Origin of the sequence: Williamsia phyllosphaerae, assembly GCF_014635305.1 — a bacterium.
Lineage (GTDB): Bacteria > Actinomycetota > Actinomycetes > Mycobacteriales > Mycobacteriaceae > Williamsia_A > Williamsia_A phyllosphaerae.
Genome location: NZ_BMCS01000002.1, coordinates 848,019 through 867,752 on the forward strand (window position 1 = coordinate 848,019; position 19,734 = coordinate 867,752).

Annotated in this window: 22 protein-coding genes; 16 read left to right on the forward strand and 6 right to left on the reverse strand. The window is 66.7% G+C overall.

Translation table 11 applies throughout. The features are described 5' to 3' along the window. Positions 1-89 precede the first annotated feature (89 nt). From IEV93_RS17865 to IEV93_RS17875, 3 genes are all read left to right on the forward strand, one after another. The gene (locus IEV93_RS17865; RefSeq protein ID WP_188491322.1) at positions 90-710 is read left to right on the forward strand and encodes a hypothetical protein; all 621 of its coding nucleotides are present in this window, start codon (positions 90-92) and stop codon (positions 708-710) included. A gap of 119 nt (positions 711-829) precedes the next feature. Beyond that, positions 830-1,189 carry a PLD nuclease N-terminal domain-containing protein gene (locus tag IEV93_RS17870; RefSeq protein WP_188491324.1) on the forward strand — a complete coding sequence of 120 codons (360 nt, stop codon included), beginning with the start codon at positions 830-832 and terminating at the stop codon, positions 1,187-1,189. 193 nt (positions 1,190-1,382) lie between these two features. Further along, positions 1,383-3,620 (forward strand): NADP-dependent isocitrate dehydrogenase, encoded by a 2,238-nt coding sequence (locus IEV93_RS17875; RefSeq protein WP_188491326.1) that lies wholly within the window; start codon positions 1,383-1,385, stop codon positions 3,618-3,620. Here IEV93_RS17875 and IEV93_RS17880 read toward each other — a convergent pair. Beyond that, complete coding sequence (locus IEV93_RS17880) at positions 3,589-5,097, reverse strand: aminotransferase class I/II-fold pyridoxal phosphate-dependent enzyme (protein WP_188491328.1); 1,509 nt, start codon at positions 5,095-5,097, stop codon at positions 3,589-3,591. The two genes, IEV93_RS17875 and IEV93_RS17880, sit on opposite strands and share 32 nt — an antisense overlap. A gap of 181 nt (positions 5,098-5,278) precedes the next feature. Here IEV93_RS17880 and IEV93_RS17885 point away from each other — a divergent pair, with 181 nt between their 5' ends. The 3 genes from IEV93_RS17885 (at position 5,279) to IEV93_RS17895 (ending at position 8,617) form a co-directional block, all read left to right on the forward strand. After that, positions 5,279-6,769: an MFS transporter gene (locus tag IEV93_RS17885; protein WP_229705286.1), complete on the forward strand. Its 1,491-nt coding sequence runs from the start codon at positions 5,279-5,281 to the stop codon at positions 6,767-6,769. A gap of 61 nt (positions 6,770-6,830) precedes the next feature. After that, the gene (locus IEV93_RS17890; RefSeq protein WP_188491333.1) at positions 6,831-7,466 is read left to right on the forward strand and encodes a TetR/AcrR family transcriptional regulator; all 636 of its coding nucleotides are present in this window, start codon (positions 6,831-6,833) and stop codon (positions 7,464-7,466) included. Beyond that, positions 7,463-8,617: an FAD-dependent monooxygenase gene (locus IEV93_RS17895; protein ID WP_188491335.1), complete on the forward strand. Its 1,155-nt coding sequence runs from the start codon at positions 7,463-7,465 to the stop codon at positions 8,615-8,617. Before IEV93_RS17890 ends, IEV93_RS17895 begins: the two co-directional genes overlap by 4 nt. Positions 8,618-8,650: 33 nt before the next feature. Here the strand turns inward: IEV93_RS17895 and IEV93_RS17900 are convergent, their stop codons facing one another. From IEV93_RS17900 to IEV93_RS17910, 3 genes are read right to left on the reverse strand one after another with little or no spacing between them, the layout of a single operon-like run. Beyond that, positions 8,651-9,082, reverse strand: a complete 432-nt coding sequence (locus IEV93_RS17900; protein ID WP_188491337.1) for a pyridoxamine 5'-phosphate oxidase family protein — start codon at positions 9,080-9,082, stop codon at positions 8,651-8,653. A gap of 46 nt (positions 9,083-9,128) precedes the next feature. Next, the gene (locus IEV93_RS17905; protein ID WP_188491339.1) at positions 9,129-9,473 is read right to left on the reverse strand and encodes a cupin domain-containing protein; all 345 of its coding nucleotides are present in this window, start codon (positions 9,471-9,473) and stop codon (positions 9,129-9,131) included. A 27-nt stretch (positions 9,474-9,500) separates the two neighbouring features. Further along, positions 9,501-9,659, reverse strand: a complete 159-nt coding sequence (locus tag IEV93_RS17910) for a hypothetical protein (protein WP_188491341.1) — start codon at positions 9,657-9,659, stop codon at positions 9,501-9,503. A gap of 301 nt (positions 9,660-9,960) precedes the next feature. Between IEV93_RS17910 and IEV93_RS17915 the strand changes: the two genes are divergently transcribed. From IEV93_RS17915 to IEV93_RS17925, 3 genes are all read left to right on the forward strand, one after another. Next, entirely contained in the window at positions 9,961-11,259 is a 1,299-nt protein-coding gene (locus tag IEV93_RS17915; RefSeq protein ID WP_188491343.1) for a PAS domain S-box protein, read from the forward strand. A 115-nt stretch (positions 11,260-11,374) separates the two neighbouring features. After that, positions 11,375-11,530: a DUF6131 family protein gene (locus IEV93_RS17920; RefSeq protein ID WP_188491345.1), complete on the forward strand. Its 156-nt coding sequence runs from the start codon at positions 11,375-11,377 to the stop codon at positions 11,528-11,530. 10 nt (positions 11,531-11,540) lie between these two features. After that, on the forward strand, positions 11,541-12,404 hold the full coding sequence (locus tag IEV93_RS17925) for an LLM class F420-dependent oxidoreductase (protein WP_188491347.1): 864 nt from the start codon (positions 11,541-11,543) through the stop codon (positions 12,402-12,404). Between the two features lie 17 nt (positions 12,405-12,421). Here IEV93_RS17925 and IEV93_RS17930 read toward each other — a convergent pair whose 3' ends face one another. Beyond that, entirely contained in the window at positions 12,422-13,279 is an 858-nt protein-coding gene (locus IEV93_RS17930) for an SDR family oxidoreductase (protein WP_188491349.1), read from the reverse strand. An 82-nt stretch (positions 13,280-13,361) separates the two neighbouring features. Here IEV93_RS17930 and IEV93_RS17935 point away from each other — a divergent pair, with 82 nt between their 5' ends. Beyond that, complete coding sequence (locus IEV93_RS17935; protein WP_188491351.1) at positions 13,362-14,078, forward strand: TetR/AcrR family transcriptional regulator; 717 nt, start codon at positions 13,362-13,364, stop codon at positions 14,076-14,078. A 112-nt stretch (positions 14,079-14,190) separates the two neighbouring features. Continuing rightward, positions 14,191-15,630, forward strand: coding sequence for a sensor histidine kinase (locus IEV93_RS17940; RefSeq protein ID WP_188491353.1), 1,440 nt, complete (start codon positions 14,191-14,193; stop codon positions 15,628-15,630). Here the strand turns inward: IEV93_RS17940 and IEV93_RS17945 are convergent. Beyond that, on the reverse strand, positions 15,594-16,280 hold the full coding sequence (locus tag IEV93_RS17945) for a response regulator transcription factor (protein ID WP_188491355.1): 687 nt from the start codon (positions 16,278-16,280) through the stop codon (positions 15,594-15,596). The genes IEV93_RS17940 and IEV93_RS17945 overlap by 37 nt on opposite strands. Before the next feature lie 76 nt (positions 16,281-16,356). On the opposite strand from IEV93_RS17945, the gene IEV93_RS17950 reads away from it, so the two are divergent. From IEV93_RS17950 to IEV93_RS17970, 5 genes are all read left to right on the forward strand, one after another. Further along, entirely contained in the window at positions 16,357-16,848 is a 492-nt protein-coding gene (locus tag IEV93_RS17950; protein ID WP_188491357.1) for a DUF2231 domain-containing protein, read from the forward strand. A gap of 136 nt (positions 16,849-16,984) precedes the next feature. Further along, the gene (locus IEV93_RS17955) at positions 16,985-17,707 is read left to right on the forward strand and encodes a VIT1/CCC1 transporter family protein (RefSeq protein WP_188491359.1); all 723 of its coding nucleotides are present in this window, start codon (positions 16,985-16,987) and stop codon (positions 17,705-17,707) included. Between the two features lie 50 nt (positions 17,708-17,757). Continuing rightward, positions 17,758-18,492, forward strand: coding sequence for a phosphatase PAP2 family protein (locus tag IEV93_RS17960; protein ID WP_188491361.1), 735 nt, complete (start codon positions 17,758-17,760; stop codon positions 18,490-18,492). Between the two features lie 48 nt (positions 18,493-18,540). Beyond that, on the forward strand, positions 18,541-18,768 hold the full coding sequence (locus IEV93_RS17965) for a hypothetical protein (RefSeq protein WP_188491363.1): 228 nt from the start codon (positions 18,541-18,543) through the stop codon (positions 18,766-18,768). A 66-nt stretch (positions 18,769-18,834) separates the two neighbouring features. Next, on the forward strand, positions 18,835-19,731 hold the full coding sequence (locus IEV93_RS17970; protein WP_188491365.1) for a LysR substrate-binding domain-containing protein: 897 nt from the start codon (positions 18,835-18,837) through the stop codon (positions 19,729-19,731). Positions 19,732-19,734: the final 3 nt, after the last annotated feature.

The window sequence follows — 19,734 nt, forward strand, 5'->3', positions numbered from 1 at the left end:
TCCCACCAACGATCGACTGCAATGTGCGGGCGCCTTCTGCACCGTGTCCGACGCTAGTCGTTCCAGGCGGATCAGGGTGCTCCTCGTGCTTGACTGACCGCGTGATCAACCGGCGCAGTGCTGCTCGCGACCGGGTGGCGGGTCTGGTGCTGATCGCTCTCGCCACGATGCTGCTGAGCGGAACGGTCGCCGTGCTCACCGCGGGACCCGCCAGTGCCTGTTCGTGCGCGACCATCGGAACACCGACCGAAGCCGTCTCGCGGGCCTCGGGAGTGTTCGTCGCGCGCGCCACCGACAAGCTCTCCGACGGGACGAGCGACATCTACGAGTTCTCGGTGTCGACCGTCTACAAGGGTGATGTCGGGACGAGGACGACGGTGCGCACATCCGCAGACGGGGCCAGTTGCGGGGCGGAATACCGGGTCGGTGACGAGTACCTGCTGTTCGTCGGCCGCACACGCGGGATCCACTCCACGTGGGAGGCGTCTCTGTGCAGCCCGGGAGCCGGCGGCGCGTTCGACGTGCGTGCGGTCACCGAACAGGTCTACGGCCCCGGCCATCCCCCGGATGAGTCCGCCCCACGGCGCGAGATCACGCGGTGGACCAGGATGACCGCGGGGATCCCCGACTTCGTCCTGCTGTTCGGCGGGGTCGTCGTCCTGGGTGCCGTGTGGGCCGGGGTCGTCCACCTCCGACGCCGTCGCAGCTGACCCGTCGCCGGCGGACCGGTAGTCCGATCGGTGGACAGCGCCGGAGCCGTTAGCTGTGGTCACATGTCTCGTCGATGCACCCGCCCGGGGCCTCGAGACGACATGAGGGGGACCGCGACGTGCCGTATCTGGGTCTGATCATCCTGGTTCTGATGATCGCCGCGCTGGTGGACATCATCAGCAGCGACGAGGTCTCGGTCCGTGGCCTACCGCGGTGGGGCTGGCTGCTGCTGGTCGTGATCCTGCCGCTCGCGGGATCGGTCGTGTGGTTCGTCGCCGGACGCCCCCTGGACGGTCGGTCGGGGCACCGACCGCGACAGGCAGCCGCACTCGGCTACCCGGAGTACGACCAACCGGGACGGTTCGTACCGCAGGATCCCGAGGCCGACGCCGCGTTCCTGAAGCAGGTCCGCGAGCGCGCCGAACAACAGCGGCGCATGGGCGAGGTAGAGCGTCGTCGGCGCGAGCAGGAGCAGTGAACCGCCGCGCAACGCGCGTCATCTGACGGACCCACCCGAGTCCGTCACGCCACGCACCAACCGTTCATCCCGCCTGGTCGACAACCGTGCGACCATCGCTCCGAGCGACCTGTTGTCCGACGTGATTAAGGTTGGACCTGACGCAGGCAGACGACGACGTCGACAAAACGGAAACTACAGGCGAAGGCGAGACATGAACGCGAAGCAGCCGACCATCATCTACACCCTGACCGACGAGGCGCCGATGCTGGCGACCCACGCGTTCTTGCCCGTTGTTCGCGCTTTCGCCGACGCGGCCGACATCACGGTCGAGTCCAGCGACATCTCGGTCGCCAACCGCATCCTCGCGGAGTTCCCCGACTACCTGCCCGAGGACAAGCGCGTCCCGGACAACCTCGCCGAGTTGGGCAAGCTGACGCAGCTGCCCGAGACCAACATCATCAAGCTCCCGAACATCAGCGCATCGGTTCCCCAGCTCCTTGCGGCCGTCAAGGAGCTGCAGGAGAAGGGCTATGAAATCCCTGACTTCCCGGGGAACCCGAAGACCGACGAGGAGAAGGAGATCCGCGACCGGTACACGAAGTGCCTCGGCAGCGCGGTCAATCCCGTTCTCCGCGAAGGCAACTCCGATCGCCGCGCACCGAAGGCCGTCAAGGAGTTCGCCCGCAAGCATCCACACAGCATGGGCAAGTGGTCGATGGCCTCGCGCACGCACGTCGCGCACATGACCACCGGCGACTTCTACCACGGCGAGAAGTCGATGACCGTGGACGGCGACCGCGAGGTTCGCATGGAGCTGGTCACCGCCGACGGCGAGACCCACGTCCTCAAGGAGAAGGTGTCGCTGGGCGACGGCGACGTCATCGACAGCATGTTCATGTCGAAGAAGGCGCTCATCGAGTTCTACGAGGAGCAGATGCAGGACGCCTACGAGACCGGCGTGATGTTCTCGCTCCACGTGAAGGCGACGATGATGCGGGTCTCGCACCCCATCGTGTTCGGCCACGCGGTGCGCGTGTTCTACAAGGAGGCGTTCGCCAAGCACGGCGAGCTGTTCGACGAGCTCGGCGTCAACGTCAACAACGGCCTCTCCGATCTCTACAGCAAGATCGACTCGCTGCCCGCGACCAAGCGCGAGGAGATCATCGACGATCTTCACAAGTGCCACGAGCACCGTCCCGAGCTGGCCATGGTCGACTCGGCGCGCGGCATCACCAACTTCCACTCCCCCAGCGACGTCATCGTCGATGCGTCGATGCCGGCGATGATCCGCTCCGGCGGCAAGATGTACGGCGCCGACGGCCGCCAGAAGGACACCAAGGCGGTCAACCCGGAGTCGACGTTCTCCCGCATCTACCAGGAGATGGTGAACTTCTGTAAGACCAACGGCCAGTTCGATCCGACCACGATGGGCACCGTCCCCAACGTCGGTCTGATGGCGCAGAAGGCCGAGGAGTACGGCTCGCACGACAAGACCTTCGAGGTACCGCAGGCCGGCGTGGCCAACATCGTCGACAACGCGACCGATGAGGTCCTGCTGACCCAGGACGTCGAAGAGGGCGACATCTGGCGCCTGTGCATCGTCAAGGACGCCCCCATCCGCGACTGGGTGGCACTCGCCGTCCGCCGTACGCGCGAGTCGGGCATGCCGGTGGTCTTCTGGCTCGATCCGTACCGCCCGCACGAGAACGAGCTGATCGCCAAGGTGCGCAAGTACCTCGCCGATCACGACACCGACGGCCTCGACATCCAGATCATGTCGCAGGTCAGGGCCATCCGGTACACGATGGAACGCCTGATCCGAGGACTCGACACCATCTCCGCGACGGGCAACATCCTGCGCGACTACCTCACCGACCTGTTCCCGATCCTGGAGCTGGGCACCAGCGCGAAGATGCTGTCGATCGTGCCGCTGATGGCCGGCGGAGGTCTCTACGAGACCGGCGCGGGCGGTTCGGCCCCCAAGCACGTCAAGCAGTTGCTCGAGGAGAACCACCTGCGCTGGGATTCGCTCGGCGAGTACCTGGCCCTCGCGGTCAGCCTGGAGGACCTCGGCACCAAGACCGGCGACGCGAAGGCGACCATCCTCGCCAAGGCATTGGACTCGGCGACCGGCAAGCTGCTCGAGAACAGCAAGGGTCCGTCACGTTCGACCGGCGAACTCGACAACCGTGGCAGCCAGTACTACCTGGCGCTGTACTGGGCACAGGAGCTCGCCGAGCAGACCGAGGACAAGGGCCTGGCCGAGCACTTCGCCGCGCTGGCGAAGGAGTTGGGCGAGAACGAGGACGTCATCGTCAAGGAGTTCAACGACGCCCAGGGCCAGGCCGTCGACATCGGCGGGTACTACTACCCCGATCAGGAGAAGGCCACCTCGGTCATGCGACCCAGTCAGACGTTCAACGAGACCCTGTTGTCCGCTCGGAAATAGGGTCCGTCGGGCGGAGCACGACGACGGTGGCGAAGGCGGTATCGCTCGCACCGTGCAGGCGCGCTCCGCCGTCGACCACCTGCTGCAGATAGCTCACGGCGTCTGCGGTGATCTCCTCGCCGGGCAGCAGCGTCGGGACCCCGGGTGGGTACGCCGCGATGGCCTCGCAGGAGATGCGGCCGACGGCGTCGGAGATGCTCACGCGCTCCGATGCCCCCAGGAACGCGTCGCGCGGCGACACCGACACCCCGTGTCCGAAGATCCCTGTCCCGGCGGACAGCGGCTCGGTGGTGACGCCCGGGCGGGTCAGGCGGGTGACCGCCTCCTCGATGTCCCCGGCCAGTCGACGCAGTGCGGGTGCCGACTCACCCAGGCCGACGACCAGCACGATGGTCGCCCGCATCGGCAGCTCGACGTGGACGTCGTAGGAGCGTCGGAGCTCGTCGGCGATCTCGTAACCGGTACAACCGGTTCCGCGGACGTCGAGCACGATGCGCAGCGGATCGTATCCGTGCACCCCCATGCGTCCGACGAGTCGCTGGTCCACGAGGTCCACCCCGGGGATGGTCCGCAGCTTCACGTGGGCGAGTTCGATGGCCTCGAGCGTCTCGTGCAGCAGCTGTTCGCCATGCATCGACAGTTGTCGGCGGGCGCTGTCGAGGGAGGCGATCAACAACGACGAGGGGCTGGTGCTGCGGAGGAGCCTGAGCACCCGCGCCAGGGCGTCGGCATCGACGCGACCGGTGCTCCCGACGTGCAGCATCGCGCTCTGGGTGAGCGAACCGGCGATCTTGTGGGTGCTGGTGAGGATGGCGTCGGCGCCCGAGGCGAGCGCGGTGGGCGGCAGAGCCGGATGGAAGCCGAAATGCGGACCCCACGACTGATCGACCACCAGCGGGATGTCGCGGGCGTGGGCGATCTCGGCCAACGCGGCGATGTCGGCGGTCATCCCGAAGTAGGTCGGCGACACCACGAACACCGCGCGCGCCTCCGGGTCCGCGACCAGCGCCGCCTCCAGCGACTCCGGGGTCACGCAGTGCGCGATACCGAGATCCTCGTCGTACTCGGGCGCGACGAACGTCGGGACCCCACCGGAGAGCACCAGGCCGTCGACGATCGATCCGTGCGAATTACGTTGCGCGACAATGTGCACATCGGGTCCGGCGAGAGCGAGACACAGTGCGTGATTTCCCTGGGTCGCCCCGTTGGTAAGGAAGAACGACCGGTCCGCGCCGAACGCGTCGGCGGCGAGCGTCTCCGCCCGTTCATACGCCGACGGCGACTGCCCGATGTCGATGCCGTGGATGTCCTGCGGGACATCCGCGGCCAGAGCGTCGATCCCGATCGCCTTGCGCAGCGCCGGGTCTGCTCCGGGCCCGCCCTTGTGTCCGGGGACGTGGTAGCGCGCCGGCCCACGAAAGGCGTAGGCGACCACCGCGTCGAGGTAGGGAGAGCTGTGCTGCGGTTCGGGAACCATGGCGGGATGGTATCGGTGCGGCCGGAGACGCCGCGCGAGAGCACATGAGACACGCGTTCGCAACCCGATGACCTGCGCGGACCCGTTGTCGCCACCAGTTTGTCGCAGGCGCGGAGATCGATCTACCGTTGCGAGCGAAGCGGTCTGCTTCGAGTGATCCGACACCACGATGGAGGAACGCGTGAGTGACGCGACCGAGGCACACGAACACACATCCGACGAGGCGACGAGCCCGTCGAACTACGCGCGCCGATGGCTGGTGCTGTCGATCATCGCCATCACGCAGCTGATGATCGTGCTGGACGCGACCATCGTGAACATCGCGCTGCCGCAGGCGCAGGCCGACCTGCAGATCAGCGACGGCGCCCGCACCTGGGTGGTCACCGCCTACGCTCTGGCGTTCGGTGCGTTGCTGCTCCTGGGTGGCCGCATCTCCGACTACTGGGGCCGCAAGCGTTCCTTCGTCGTCGGCATGGCCGGATTCGCGATCGCCTCCGCCATCGGCGGTCTCGCGCAGGCGCCGTGGCAGCTGTTCCTCGCCCGCGGTGGCCAGGGCGTCTTCGCCGCACTGCTCGCGCCCGCCGCCCTGGCGATCCTCACCGTCACGTTCACCGACCCGAAGGAGCGTTCCACCGCATTCGGCGTCTTCGGTGCGATCGCCGGTGGTGGCGCCGCGGTCGGTCTGCTGCTCGGTGGCGTGCTGACCGAATACGCCAACTGGCGCTGGTGCCTGCTGGTCAACGTCCCGGTGGTCGCGGTGGCGATCATCGCGGCCCTCGCGTTCGTCAAGGAGAGCAAGGCGCACGGAGACACCCGGTACGACCTACCCGGGGCGATTCTCGTGGCGCTCGGACTGGGTTCGCTCGTCTACGGATTCACCAAGGCCGAGGACGGATGGGGACAGGCGTCGACGGTGTCGTTCATCGTCGCCGGCGTCGTGCTGCTGATCGTGTTCGGATTCGTCGAGTCACGTTCCGCCAATCCCCTGCTGCCACTGCGGATCCTGTTCCATCGCGATCGCGGCCCGGCCTTCTTCGGTTCCGCCGTGGCCGGCACGGTTCTCGTCGGTGCGACGCTGTTCCTGACCTTCTACTTCCAGATCGTGTTGGAGATGAGCCCGGTCATCTCCGGTGTCGCGTCGTTGCCGATCACCGGCGGCATCCTCATCACCGCCGGTGTCGCCTCGGCGCTGGCACCCCGGATCGGACCCAAGCCACTGATGACGACAGGACCGATCGTCTCGGTCATCGGCCTCGTGCTGCTCACCCAGATCGGTGTCGACACGTCCTACTGGTCGCACGTCCTGCCCGGACTGATCCTGCTCGGCCTCGGACTCGGCCTTTTGATCATCCCGCAGCAGAACGTGGCGTTGATCGGCGTCCCCGACCACGACGCCGGAGCGGCCAGCGCTCTGATCAACGCATCACTCCAGATCGGTGGGGCACTCGGCGCGGCCGTGTTCACCACGGTCTACGCGTCGGGGAAGTCGTCGTACCTGGAGGACAACCCGGCGCGGTCGATGTTCAACGCCTTCTCGGCCGAGGTCTCCGGCTACACCAACGTCTTCGCTCTCGCCGCGGTCTTCGTCGCCCTGGTCACGCCTGTGGTGTTCTTCCTCCTGCGGGCCAAGAAGGACGACCTGCCCACCGACGCCGCGGTGCCGGTGGGGTGATCATCGAAATTCGAGTCACCCGAAACTTGTAGTCATTACATAAATCGCTTACGCTGGGCCCATGGACGGGACCATCGGGCTTCGCGAGCGCAAGAAGCTCAAGACCCGGCAACACATCGCCGACGCAGCTGCGCACCTGTTCGGTGAGCACGGCTTCGAACAGGTGGCGGTGGCCGATGTGGCCAGGGCGGCCGAGGTCTCCGAGCAGACCGTCTACAACTACTTCTCCTCCAAGCACGACCTCGTGCTCGACCGCGCCGACGAGATCCGCGAGCAGTTGGTCCGCCTCGTGGCCGAGCGACCGGACGGGCAGAGCCCCGCGGATTCGCTGCGCGACAACGCGCATCGCTACGCGAAGCATCATCGGACGGCATCGACCGCTGAGCTGCGTGGTCAATTGCCGGTGATCTGCGCCGGGAGCCCTGTCATCCGTCGTCTCGTGCTCGAGTCACGTGATCGGACGGCCGACGAGATGGCCGGCGCGATCGTCGACACCACCGCGGGCGTGCATCCCGCCGTGGCGCGGGCCCACGCCGCCGCACTCGTCTCGGTTTTCCAGATGGTGGTCGACCACATCGGTCACCGAACACTCGCCGGGGTGTCCCCAGAGCTGGTCGCCGATGAACTGGGTCCGGCGATAGATGCGGTGATGGACGACCTGGCACGACACTTCGAGACGATGAGAGAGCAGTCATGACCGCTCGCAGTGTCTTGATCTCCGGCGCGAGTATCGCGGGCCCCGCCCTGGCGTACTGGCTGAACGAGTACGGCTTCACGGTCACGGTGGTCGAGAAGGCGCCAGGGATACGGCCGGGTGGCCAACCGGTCGACTTCAAGGGCGAGACGCACCGCACCGTCCTGAGTCGGATGGGCATCCTCGACGACGTGCGTGCGGCCCAGGTGGGATCGACCGATGGGACCATCGTCGACGCCGACGGACGCACGATCGGGCGGGTGCCCGGCGAGTTCAGCGGTGGCGAAATCAACGTCTCGCGTGGTGATCTGGCCGCGATGCTCCATCTCCGCACGGTGCAATCATGCGAGTACATCTTCGGCGACTCGATCACCGCGTTGACCGAGACCGACGACGGCGTCGACGTGGCTTTCGAGAAATCAGCACCCCGCCGGTTCGACCTAGTCGTCGGGGCGGACGGCATCCACTCGAATGTTCGGGGACTGGCCTTCGGCCCGGAGTCCGACTACGTCAGTCACCTGGGGTACCACTACGCCCAGTTCAATGTGGCCGACGACGGTGACGAGATGTACAACGAGCCAGGACGCATGGCCGCCACCAGCAACGGCGAGGACCCGGCGTTCTTCGTCTTCCGGTCCGACCCGATCGCCTACGACCGCGACGACGTCGAACAGCAGAAGCAGATCGTCGTCGACGCGTATCGCGGTGGCAGGTGGAAGGTCCCGGAACTGCTCGACCAGCTAGCCGACACCAGCTTCTTCTGGATGGACTCGATCAGCCGCGTCACCACCGATCGGTACTCCAGCGGACGCGTTGTCCTCGTGGGTGATTCGGCTTACGGCAACGCCCTGGGCGGATTCGGTACCGGGCTGTCCATCGTCGGCGCGTACGTCCTGGCGGGGGAACTGCACTGGGCCGACGGCGATCACGTCGCCGCGTTCGCCGAGTACGAACGCAGGTTCCGCAAGTACGCAGCGGTGTCGGAGAAGGTCAACGCCGGCCGCCTGCTCGCCCCGTCGACCCGGCTCGGGATCCGCGGCCGCAACGCGTTGTTCTCGGTCGCATGGCTTTTCGCACCATTGATGTCGCTGATGGACCGGTTCGCCACGGACATCGACCTCCCGGACTACAGCCGACCGGCCCTCTCGGCCTGACGATCCATCTCCGCCGGCACGTCTCGGCGCCGGTCAGAAGCGGAAGCGGCTCACCTTGTCCGGATGGATCACGAGACGCAGCTGCTTCTCGGACAGGATCGCCGCCAAGTCGTCGGCGCGGGTCGGGTCGTCGAGGTCCCAATACCGCTCGGCCAGGCGCTGAGCGAGTTCGTGGGCTCCGTCGGTCTCGATGGTGACGTGTCCACTGATCGACACCCAGTGCTCGCGCTCGCCCACCGGCGCGGCGACGACCAGGGATGCCCGTGGAGCGCGGCGCAGACGTCGAACCTTGACCGCGTCCGGTTCGGTGAACAACTCGACGGTGCCGCCGTCGGTGGCCTCGAACCACACCGGCCGGGGCTGCGCGGGGCTCGGACCGGCGGCCACCGACAGGAACCCGTGCAGGGGGCGGCGGACGAGCTCGAGGTCCTCGGGGGTCATGGACGTGGCGTTGTCATTGCTCATGCCCCAAGTGAACCCGGTCGTATCGGGCGAATCCACCCCTGGTCGGTCAGTTACCCGAACACACCGCGATGAACGTGAGCCCGTCGTCGCCGGCGCGTAGAAAGCGCTCGGACTCGATCGACACCGAGACGAACTGCCCGGGAGCAACGGGAGCGGACTCCCCGTCGACGACGACCCAGCCGCCGCCCGTGAGGATCGCGTACATGTCCTCGCTGCGATCGTCGAGGTGGTTGTGGCGCACCGTCTCCGCGCCGGGCGGGAGTTCGATCTGGTACACCTCGAACGTGGTCAGCCCGAGGGATTCGCTGATGCGCTTGTCGTAGGGACTCGCCGCGGGATGCGGACCGTTGCCGACCGGGACCGCGGCGGCGTCGACGATGACGTGGGACATGGCCCGAGGCTACGGGTCTCGGTGCTCTCAGGTGTCGGCGTGCAACTCGTCCGATGCGGAGGAGTCGCCCTGTGGGTCGGTTGCCGGCTCGATGACGGTGTGGCGTTGAAGCTCGGCGAGGTCTATCGACAACCCGCTCTGGGGGTCGAAGACGAGTCGGCTCGAGCTGCGTCGTTGCTCACTCACCTCTGCATCATCACGCAATCATCGACAGGTCGTCTAGCACCTCGAAACATCCCAAATCGATACATCGCCACATGTCGGCGCGCGGTGCATTACCTTTGCTAAGAACCTTCCGGCGCTTCGGATGACCCACGCTTTCGAGGGCGGCACGGTTCAGGCGGTAGCGCGGCGGCATCGGTTCGTTCCCTCTGTCGCCGCGCTACCCGCGCTCCAGTGGTAAACCCACGCGACCTCGCTGGTCCGACGCGCTTGTGTGCACATCGTGGCACTATCACAGAGTGGGCGAAGGACTGCGGGGGTGGCGGTGACAATCGAACGGCGCCCCGAACAGACCGAGGTTCTCCGTCGGGTCATAGACACCGTTCCCGCCCTCATCGGTTACTGGGACACCGACCTCCGCAACGTGGCCTCGAACCTGGCCTATGTGGACTACTTCGGCCTGACCCCTGATCAGGTTCGAGGCATGCACATCCGAGATGTACTCGGCCCGTCGGTCTACGAATTGAACAAGCCGTTCATCGACGGCGCGTTGCGTGGCGAACATCAGCAGTTCGACCGCACTCTCATCGACGCCGGCGGGAAGATCCGCTTCACGCAGGCCACCTACATCCCCGACGTCGTCGACGGTGTCGTTCGCGGTTTCGTCGTTCACGTCAGCGATGTCTCCGAACGCGTGCAGGCAGAGAAAGCACGAGACGACGCCGTGACCCTCTTCGAGACCGCGATGAGCAACGCGCCAATCGGACAGGCTGTCGTCGACACCTCGGGCCGGTGGCTGCAGGTGAATCAGGCGATGTGCGACCTGACCGGGTACAGCGCGGACGAACTGCGCGACCTGTCGTTCCGGGACATCACCCACCCCGACGACGTCCCCGCTGCCGACCTGCATCTCGCACAGCTTCTCGAAGGCAGCCGAACCCACATCGAGTCCGAGAAACGGTACATCCGCAAAGACGGGTCGATCGTGTGGGTGCAGCGAAATGCGGTGATCGTCCATGGCGTCGGCGCCGGCGCAGCCGACATCGTCATCGCACAGATCCAGGACATCACCCAGCGTAAGAATGCCGAGGCCGAATTGGCACGTCAGGCGGTGACCGACGCTCTCACCGGGCTCGGCAACCGACATTCTTTGATGGCGCAGATCGACGCACTGCGACATCTGCGGGCGGACGGCGTCGGCTTGCTGTTCCTCGATCTCGACGGGTTCAAGTCCGTGAACGACACCTACGGCCACAGCGCGGGCGACGAACTGCTCGCCGACGTGGCGAGCAGGATCAGGCGGACAATCGACGACGGCGACCTCGCCTGCCGGATCGGTGGCGACGAATTCGTAGTGATCATCTACTCCGCCACGTCGCCAGAGGACATAGAGCGCCACCGCGTGGCGTTGAAACGGGCTGTCGCCGGCGATTATCTTCTCCCATCCCTGACCGAGCCGATCACGATCGGCGCGTCGGTGGGGTCGAGCTGGTCGAACACCGGCGACCACCGCGACCACCGCGACCTGCTCACCGTCGCCGATCAGGACATGTATCGGGACAAAATCGCCACCCGTCACGCAATCGTTGCGACACAACCGATCACACCTCCGGACGATCATTAGCGGATGACGAACTGGCCTTGATGTCGCTTTTGCGCCCTACCCAGCGTTTGCCGGGATAGGGTCGGGATCACAGTCCAGCAGCGGCTCGACCATCCGTAATCTCTCGGAGGTACTCGTGATCATTCTCGGCGTCATCCTGCTCATCATCGGCCTCATCGCCAAGATCTCCATCCTCACCACGATCGGCGCCATCCTCGCCGTCGTCGGAATCGTCCTCGTCGTCCTGGGACGCACCGGCCGCAAGGTCGGCGGCCGCGCACACTACTTCTGATCGGGGATCGATGCGCAAGCTCGACGGAGTCGGAATCTGGAGTTCCCAACTGCGATACGGGGATTCAGGCGAATCAGCTGAATCCGCGGCCGAGCTCGAAGCCCTCGGTTACAGCGCGCTGTGGATCCCCGACGTCGGCGGGCCGGTGTTCGACTCCGTCGGCAACCTCATGGGTGCGACAGAACAGGTCGTCATCGCCACCGGCATCCTGAACCTGTGGATGCACGAACCCGCCGACGTCGCCACCGCGTACCACGCGCTGACCCGCGAGCACGGAGATCGTTTCCTGATGGGTATCGGCGTCAGCCATGCACCGCTGGTGGACGCCGGCGACCCGGGTCGATATCGCAAGCCACTCGCGTCGACGAAGGCGTTCCTCGATGCCATCGACGCGACCGAGCATCCGGTACCCACCGAGTCCCGCGTGTTGGCTGCGTTGGGACCAAAGATGTTGGCGCTGTCGGCCTCCCGTGCCAACGGTTCCCATCCCTATCTGGTGACGCCGGAGTTCACTGCGTCCGCCCGCGAGACTCTTGGCCCCGAACCGCAGCTGCTGCCTGAGCAGACCGCGATCCTGACCACGGACGCCGACGAGGCACGCCGCATCGGCACCGACTGGCTGCGCGCGTACCTGCAGTTGCCGAACTACGCCAACAACCTGTTGCGGTCCGGTTTCACCGAAGAGGATCTGACCTCGGTGAGCGACAGGCTTTTCGACGCGATCATCGCCTGGGGTGACGAGGATGCCATCGTGCGGCGGGTGCACGAGCATCGTGACGCGGGCGCGAATCACGTGTGCGTGCAGGTTCTCGACGCCGATCCGCAGGCCTACCCGCGCGAACAGTGGCGTCGTCTGGCGTCGGCTCTGACCTGAGCTCACGCCGGTTCGAATCAGTGGGCCGCCGGCGAATCGAGCACGTCGCGAACGGTTCTGGGTTCACGGCCCAGGAGGTTGCTCAGCAGCGGGTCGACGTCGGCGAAGTATCCGCCCGCCGCCGCCTGATACATCCCGAGCATGAAACGGGCGACGAACTCCGGTTGCCCTGCGGCGACTTGGACATCAATCCAGTCGTCGGCATCCATCACAACTCGTCGAACGGTTCGGCCGGCCACTTCGGACGCGGTCCTCGCGACGTCCTCGAACGTCGGTGCCGCACCGGCGGTCAGGGTGATCGGTCCGTCGTAGGCGCCGTTGGTCGCGATGATCGCCGCGGCGGCTTCGGCCGCATCCTCTCGCGACGTCCACGACACCGGACCATCAGCCGGGACCGTGATCACACCGGTCTCGCGCCACGGCCCGGCCATCATGACCAGGCTGTGGGCATAGAAGCCGTTGCGCAGGGAGGTCCACGGCACACCCGACTCGTCGAGCAACTGCTCCGTCGCCGCATGGCTCCGGCCGGGTCCGAACGGGGTGTCGCTCGCTGCGCCCTGATGGCTCGTGTACAGAATGCGGCCCACACCTGCGGTCACGGCCGCCTCGACAGCGTTGCGGTGCAGCGCGACCGTGTCCGCCTGCCGATCGTTGGACGACACGAGCAGCAGCTGGTCGGCACCCTCGAAGGCGCCCGGTAGCGAGGCAGGGTCGGCGTAGTCGCCCCGTCGCACGGCGATCCCGAGGTCGGCGAAGCGCTGGGCTCTCGAGACATCTCTGGCCACCACCGATATCTCTGTCGCGGGTACACGTTCGAGCAGATGGTCGACGGTGGCGCCGTTGAGTGCGCCGGTCGCTCCGGTGATGACGATCATGGTCAGGCCTTGTTATCGTTGAAACTGTTTCGGTGTTATCGCTGGAAACACGACGGTATCAGAAAACCGTTATCGTTGGAACGTGACCGATTCGACCAGCACACGAGACGACATCCGGACGCGGATCGTCGGGGTTGCCGCCGCACTGATGCGCGATCACGGCGCCTCTGCGGTAACCACCCGCAGGGTCGCCCAGGATGCCGATGTACAACCGCCGACGATCTACCGCCTGTTCGGCGACAAGGACGGGCTTCTCGAGGCCGTCGCCGAACACGTGCTGGCCGAGCACGTCTCGACGAAGAGAAGGATCACCGCAGCCGCCGAGTCAGATGGTGTCGATCCCCTGGTCGACCTGAGCGAGGGATGGAGAACGCAGGTCGAGTTCGGCGTCGCCAACCCGGAACTGTTCCGTTTGATGTCCGACCCGCAGCGGATGACGCGATCGCGGGCCGCCGAGGCGGGCATGGAGGTCTTTCGAACCCGGATACGCCGGGTCGCCGAGACAGGTCGCCTGCGGGTGAGCGAGACCCGCGCACTCGCACTGGTCCAGGCGGCGGGCGTGGGCGCCATCCAGGTCCTCCTCGCGACCCCACCCCCAGACCGCGACGCCGACCTGTCCGAAGCCATGCTCGACGCCGTCCTCCGGCAGATCCTCACCGACGTCCCGGTACGCGACGAGGACGACCGGACGGCGGCCGCGGTGGCTTTCCGTGCGATCACCCCTTCCCTCGACATGCTCAGCGCCTCGGAACGCGGGCTGCTGGCCGAGTGGCTCGACCGGGTCGTCGCCGGTATCTGAGGGCCACAACTCGGCGCCCACGCGATCGTGTTGTTCCTGCATTGCGTTCCGGAGTGGCCGTCGCCGACACGACCTGGGCGTTTCCACAGTTGGTCGGATCTACTCTCGTGGGATGGGCGATCCCGCAACCGTGAGCAACCGTCTCACCTGGTTACGCAGACGACTGGCCGGGGTTCGGATCCGGCTGACAGTCATCGCCACCCTGCTGCTGGCGGTGGCGCTGGCACTGGCCGCTGCGATCATGCTGTTCGTCCTGCACGAGTCACTGCTCAACGCCGCCGACGGGGCCACATCCGCGCGGGCGGGCCAGATCGCCGAGGCGTTGCAGAGCGATTCCCCGAGCACCATCGACGCCGGCTTGCTGACCCCGTCCAACGACGTCGACGCCATCCAGATCGTGAGCCGGGACGGACGGGTTCTGGCCGGAACACCCAACGCCCGCCAGAACCCGTTGTCGGACAGTCTCGCCCCGGGTGCGCGACGCACTGTCGACGACGCGCGGATGGGTTCGGGCGATGACGAGTACCGCGGGAGCGTTCTCGGCGTGACGACCCCGCGGGGACCGTTCACCGTGATCGTCGGTGCTGCCGAGGGACCGATCAATGATGTGGTGCTGACCGTTGCGGTGCTCTTCTGCGTGGTGTTCCCGATCATCCTTCTCATGCTGGGCGCCGCCGTCCACTACGTCGTCGGGCGCACCCTCCGACCGGTGGAGCAGATCCGCTACCAGGTCGCGTCGATGTCGAGTTCGGACCTGAGCCGTCGCGTGTCGGAACCGGACACCGGCGACGAGATCGCAACGCTCGCATCGACGATGAACCAGATGCTGGACCGCCTGCAGTCCGCTCGCGAACGTCAGCTGCATTTCGTCGGCGACGCCTCCCACGAACTGCGTAGCCCCCTGATGACGATCGTCGGGATGCTCGATCTGGCGCGCACCAGCGGTCGCCCCCTCGACATCGACACGATCGACACGGTGGTCCTGCCGGAGGCGCATCGCCTGCAGACCATGGTCGACGATCTGCTCCTGTTGGCGAGGGCGGACGAGCACGGCGTCCCACTGACCGTGGAGGAGGTCGACCTCGACGACATCGTCGACGCCGAGGCGCGGCGTCTCGAACGGCTCGGACGGGTGCGGGTGCACGCGCACGTCGAGGCGATACGGGTACGAGGCGATCGCGACAAGCTCACCCGCGCCATACGAAACCTCGCCGACAACGCCGAGCGTCATGCCCTCGGTTGTGTCGACATCTCCATGTCCAGGGATTCCGACGCCGGCACCGCATCGGTGATCATCAGCGACGACGGGCCCGGCATTCCCGAACCGGATCGACAGCGGGTGTTCCACCGGTTCGTCCGACTCGACACCGATCGTCAACGGTCAAGCGGCGGTTCGGGCCTGGGGCTCGCGATCGTCGCCGAGATCGTGCACGCGCACGACGGCGACGTACGCGTGGCGGACGCGGTCGGCGGCGGAGCCGCCGTGACGGTGGTCCTCCCGATCCAGGGTGCCGATCACACCGACGAGCCACCATCGGCGGCGAGTCGATAACCCACACCTCGAACGGTCTGAAGCGCAGCTCGTCCGAACGGGGCGTCGATACGGCGCCTGAGATACCCCGCGTACACCTCGACGACGTTCTCGTCGCCGTGATAGTTGCTGTCCCACACCGAACGCAGGATCTCGGCCTTGCTGATCACCGTCCCCTTGTTCCGCATCATGAATTCGAGCATCGCGAATTCCCTGGGGGTCAGATCGATCTCGGTGTCGCCGCGCCAGACCCGGTGAGCGCCTGGATCCAGCGACAGGTCACCGGCACCGAGGGTCACCGGTCGCTGGGGTGCGCCACGACGCACCAGCGCACGCAGACGGGCGACGAGGACCGCGACCGAGAACGGCTTGATGAGGTAGTCGTCGGCGCCGAACTCGAAGGCGTCGACCTGGTCGTAGTCGCCGTCCTTCGCGGTCAGCATCAGCACGGGCGTCCACACCTGCTTCTTCCTCAGCTCCCGGACCACCTCGTACCCGTTCAATCGGGGCATCATGATGTCGACGATCAACACGTCGTAGGTGTCGGTGCTCGCCGCGAAGAGACCGTCCTCGCCGTTGTCCTCGACATCGACGACCCAGCCCTCTGCGACCAGCGTTCGTCGCACCGTCTCCGCGCCGTTGCGGTCGTCCTCGATCACCAGTACCCGCACCGTGTCAGTATCCCCGCTGTAGCCGGATCGCGACTCTCAGCGCCCTCTCAACAACCAGCGCCTACCGTCACGATTCATGGACAGTTTCAACGGCTTGCCCCTGCATCCACTCGTCGTGCACTTCGTGGTGGTGCTGATCCCGTTGGCTGCCCTGTTTGCCGTCCTCGGGGTGGTGTGGCCGGCCGCGCGCCGAAAGCTCGGCGTCATCACACCCATCGTCGCGGCAGTGGCACTGGCGTTCACACCGATCGCCACGAGCGCAGGCGAGTCGCTGGAGAAGAAGACGCCACCGAGCGCGGTGCTGGATCGCCACACCGAGTTGGGTGATCAGATGATCTACTTCGCCGCTCCCCTGTTCGTGTTCGCCTTCCTGTGGTGGGTCTTCTCCAGCGAGTGGTTCCGCGAGAGCACGTGGCTCAACGACCGGGTCCCGGCGTTGACCCACGGCCGGACTCAGGTCGCCATAGCCGGCGTCCTCGGGGTCGTGCTGGTGATCGTGGCGGTGGGCGCGGTGATCTGGGTCTATCGCATCGGTGACGCCGGCGCGCAATCGGTCTGGTCCGGTTAGACCAGCCTGCCCTGCCTTCGTCCACTTTCCCACGCGCACTTGTGATCCGCACTACAGGACGCGAACCCAATTCGCCCGGTTGAGGTTTGGCTGCACTGCCTGGACGCCGAGGGCGTGATGGGCTTACATGGACCGCATGTCATCGACCCCACCCACTCAGCACTCGGCTGAGCCCCATGCCTCGGCGCCCGGCAACAAACTCAACTGGCTGCGCGCCGGTGTTCTGGGAGCGAACGACGGCATCGTGTCCACGGCGGGAATCGTCATCGGTGTCGCGGCCGCATCCGCGGACCGCGGTCACATCTTCACCGCAGGGCTGGCCGGGCTGACCGCGGGAGCCGTGTCCATGGCGCTCGGCGAGTACGTCTCGGTCAGCACCCAACGCGACACCGAGAAAGCACTTCTCGCCAAGGAGAGTGCCGAACTCCGTGAACAACCCGAGGAGGAGCTCGAGGAGCTCGCAGCAATCTACGAGGCGAAAGGGTTGACCGCGGAGACGGCCTGGCAGGTCGCCACCGAACTGACCGAGAACGACGCGTTCGCAGCGCATGTGGACGCCGAACTCGGCATCGACCCCGACGAACTGACCAATCCGTTTCAGGCCGCGATCTCGTCGGCCATCTCCTTCACCGCGGGCGCACTACTCCCGTTTCTCGCGATCATGCTTCTCCCCGCTCATCTTCGGATCCCGATCACCTTCGTCGTCGTCGCCGTCGCGTTGGCGCTGACCGGATTCCTCAGCGCCACCATCGGTGACGCGGGCCGCGGCCGTGCGGTACTGCGGGTGACCGTCGGTGGCGTCATCGCGATGGCCGTGACCTACCTGATCGGCGCCCTCGTGGGGACAGCCGTGGGCTGAGGTCCCAACGGCTCAGCGTCGCCACAGGATCGGACCGTCACAGTGGTCTGATGAAATCTCATCTCACCCGAATCGAGGTCACGCTCGCACTCGTCGCGGTAGTGGTTCTCCTGGGGGTGGCGATCGCGTTCGGCCACAACCCGCTCCGGTCGATCGACGCGGGCGTCCTGAACTGGATGGTCGATCACCGGTCGTCCGGCGTCACATCCGCGGCGACCATGATGACCGACCTGTTCGCCCCGCTGTGGACGGCCATCTGGACGTTCTCCGCGGCTGCAGTCCTCGTCGCGGTGGATCGCACCCTGATCCGCGCGATCGGTCTCCTCGGAACAGTCGCGTTCGCGGGCGCCATGTGCGAGGTCATCAAACTCGCCGTCGACCGGCTTCGCCCACCGGAGTTCGACCAGGTTGCCTCCCCGGAGCTCGCCATGTCGTTCCCCTCTGGCCACGTCACCGGCGCGGCTGCACTGCTGATCGGGCTCGCGGTCATCGCGACGACCACAGCACGGTCGCGTACGCGGCGGTGGGTCGTCAGCGCCGCTGTGATCGTGGCGACATGTGTCGCGCTCACCCGGCTGTATCTCGGGGCGCACTGGTTCTCCGACGTCGCAGCGGCCACAACCCTGGCCGTCGCCGCCGTCGTGGCGGTACCCCCGGCGGTCGCCTTCGGTCTCGGCCGGGCGTCACGGCACGTCCCCATCGGCTGGCATCGACTTCTCGCTCCGCGTCCCGATGCAGAAGACGCCCGCCGCGCCGGGACTGTGCCCTGCCGTCAGGACGGTTGACCAGCCTTTCTCAGCGTCGTCTCAGGACCGGTGGTCCACTGTGAACCGATGTGGAACCCGACGGTCGACGCCACCGTGATCGTGTACCCCGGCAGCGACCTCGAGACATCGGGACGGATCGTCGACGACTTCGGCGAGTTCGATGCCCACGGCGTCGAGGTCAACTCGACACACATCTCCGATCCTGCACGACGGTGGGCGGTTCTGACCGACGACGGTGCACTGGTCTTCGTCGACACGCACCAGCTCGCTGCCGCTCCGGGCCAGTCCGAGTAGCACTCGACCACCGATCCGGATGCCGGCGCACATCTCGCACCGTCATCCCGGATTACAGTCCATGACGTGGAGATCTCCCAGCGAGCGCTCGAGCAGTTCGTTGCGGTCGCCGACGAGGAACACATCGGCCGCGCGGCGGCACGGTTGATGATGACGCAGCCACCGCTCACGCAGGCCATCCAACGACTCGAGCGCGCGGTGGGTGTCGAGTTGCTGGAGCGGTCGAGGCGCGGGGTCCGCCTCACCGCGGCCGGCCGCTCCTTCGCCGATGACGCCCGCCAACTGCTGGTCGCTCAGCGTGCGGCCGTCGAACGCGCTCGACGGATCGCCGACGGCGCCGAGGGGGACCTGCGGGTCGGGCACGTCGCCGGCCTCGCCCACGAGACGGTGCCGCGACTGCTCGGGCTGGTACATCGCGAGATGTCCGGGGTCCGCGTCCACCTGACCCAGCGTTCCTCGGCCGAGCTGGTGGTCGCCGTGCGCGCCGGGAGTCTCGACATCGCGCTGGCACGTTCACCCCTCTCCGACCACAGCGGCGTCGACCTGCGTGCGCTTCCCGACGAACGCCTCGGCGTCGCGGTCCCGGTCGGACATCGCCTGGCCGCAGCGACGTCGGTGACGCTGGCCGAGCTCCGTGACGAACGCTTCGCCCTGCTTCCCAGCACCTGGTCGGAACTCGGTGAGCAGGTGCAATCGGCCTGTCGCCGAGCCGGGTTCGTCCCCACTGCCGCCGCGCGGGCCGACGGACTGCCCGGGCTGCTCGGACATGTGGCGGCCGGAGGGTGCGTGGCGCTCGTGCCGACGTCGGTGGCACCGACGACCGCTCCCGGGGTGGCCGTGATCGCGTTGGCCGACGTCGACGACGACCTGACGTTGCGAACCTGCCTGGTGACCCGCTCCGGCGCCACCGACCCGATGGTCGATCGTGTTGTCGCACTGCTCGGTTCGGAGCGCGTCACCTAATCG

What these genes read in the sequence shown, in the direction of transcription:
- IEV93_RS17895 (WP_188491335.1), top strand. Translation starts at nt 7,463, where the DNA reads ATGACCGCTCGCAGTGTCTTGATCTCCGGCGCGAGTATCGCGGGCCCC.
- IEV93_RS17875 (WP_188491326.1), top strand. Translation starts at nt 1,383, where the DNA reads ATGAACGCGAAGCAGCCGACCATCATCTACACCCTGACCGACGAGGCG.
- IEV93_RS17930 (WP_188491349.1), bottom strand. Translation starts at nt 13,279, where the DNA reads ATGATCGTCATCACCGGAGCGACCGGCGCACTCAACGGCGCCACCGTC.
- IEV93_RS17890 (WP_188491333.1), top strand. Translation starts at nt 6,831, where the DNA reads ATGGACGGGACCATCGGGCTTCGCGAGCGCAAGAAGCTCAAGACCCGG.
- IEV93_RS17955 (WP_188491359.1), top strand. Translation starts at nt 16,985, where the DNA reads ATGTCATCGACCCCACCCACTCAGCACTCGGCTGAGCCCCATGCCTCG.
- IEV93_RS17925 (WP_188491347.1), top strand. Translation starts at nt 11,541, where the DNA reads ATGCGCAAGCTCGACGGAGTCGGAATCTGGAGTTCCCAACTGCGATAC.
- IEV93_RS17905 (WP_188491339.1), bottom strand. Translation starts at nt 9,473, where the DNA reads ATGTCCCACGTCATCGTCGACGCCGCCGCGGTCCCGGTCGGCAACGGT.
- IEV93_RS17880 (WP_188491328.1), bottom strand. Translation starts at nt 5,097, where the DNA reads ATGGTTCCCGAACCGCAGCACAGCTCTCCCTACCTCGACGCGGTGGTC.
- IEV93_RS17960 (WP_188491361.1), top strand. Translation starts at nt 17,758, where the DNA reads ATGAAATCTCATCTCACCCGAATCGAGGTCACGCTCGCACTCGTCGCG.
- IEV93_RS17900 (WP_188491337.1), bottom strand. Translation starts at nt 9,082, where the DNA reads ATGAGCAATGACAACGCCACGTCCATGACCCCCGAGGACCTCGAGCTC.
- IEV93_RS17965 (WP_188491363.1), top strand. Translation starts at nt 18,541, where the DNA reads ATGTGGAACCCGACGGTCGACGCCACCGTGATCGTGTACCCCGGCAGC.
- IEV93_RS17940 (WP_188491353.1), top strand. Translation starts at nt 14,191, where the DNA reads ATGGGCGATCCCGCAACCGTGAGCAACCGTCTCACCTGGTTACGCAGA.
- IEV93_RS17950 (WP_188491357.1), top strand. Translation starts at nt 16,357, where the DNA reads ATGGACAGTTTCAACGGCTTGCCCCTGCATCCACTCGTCGTGCACTTC.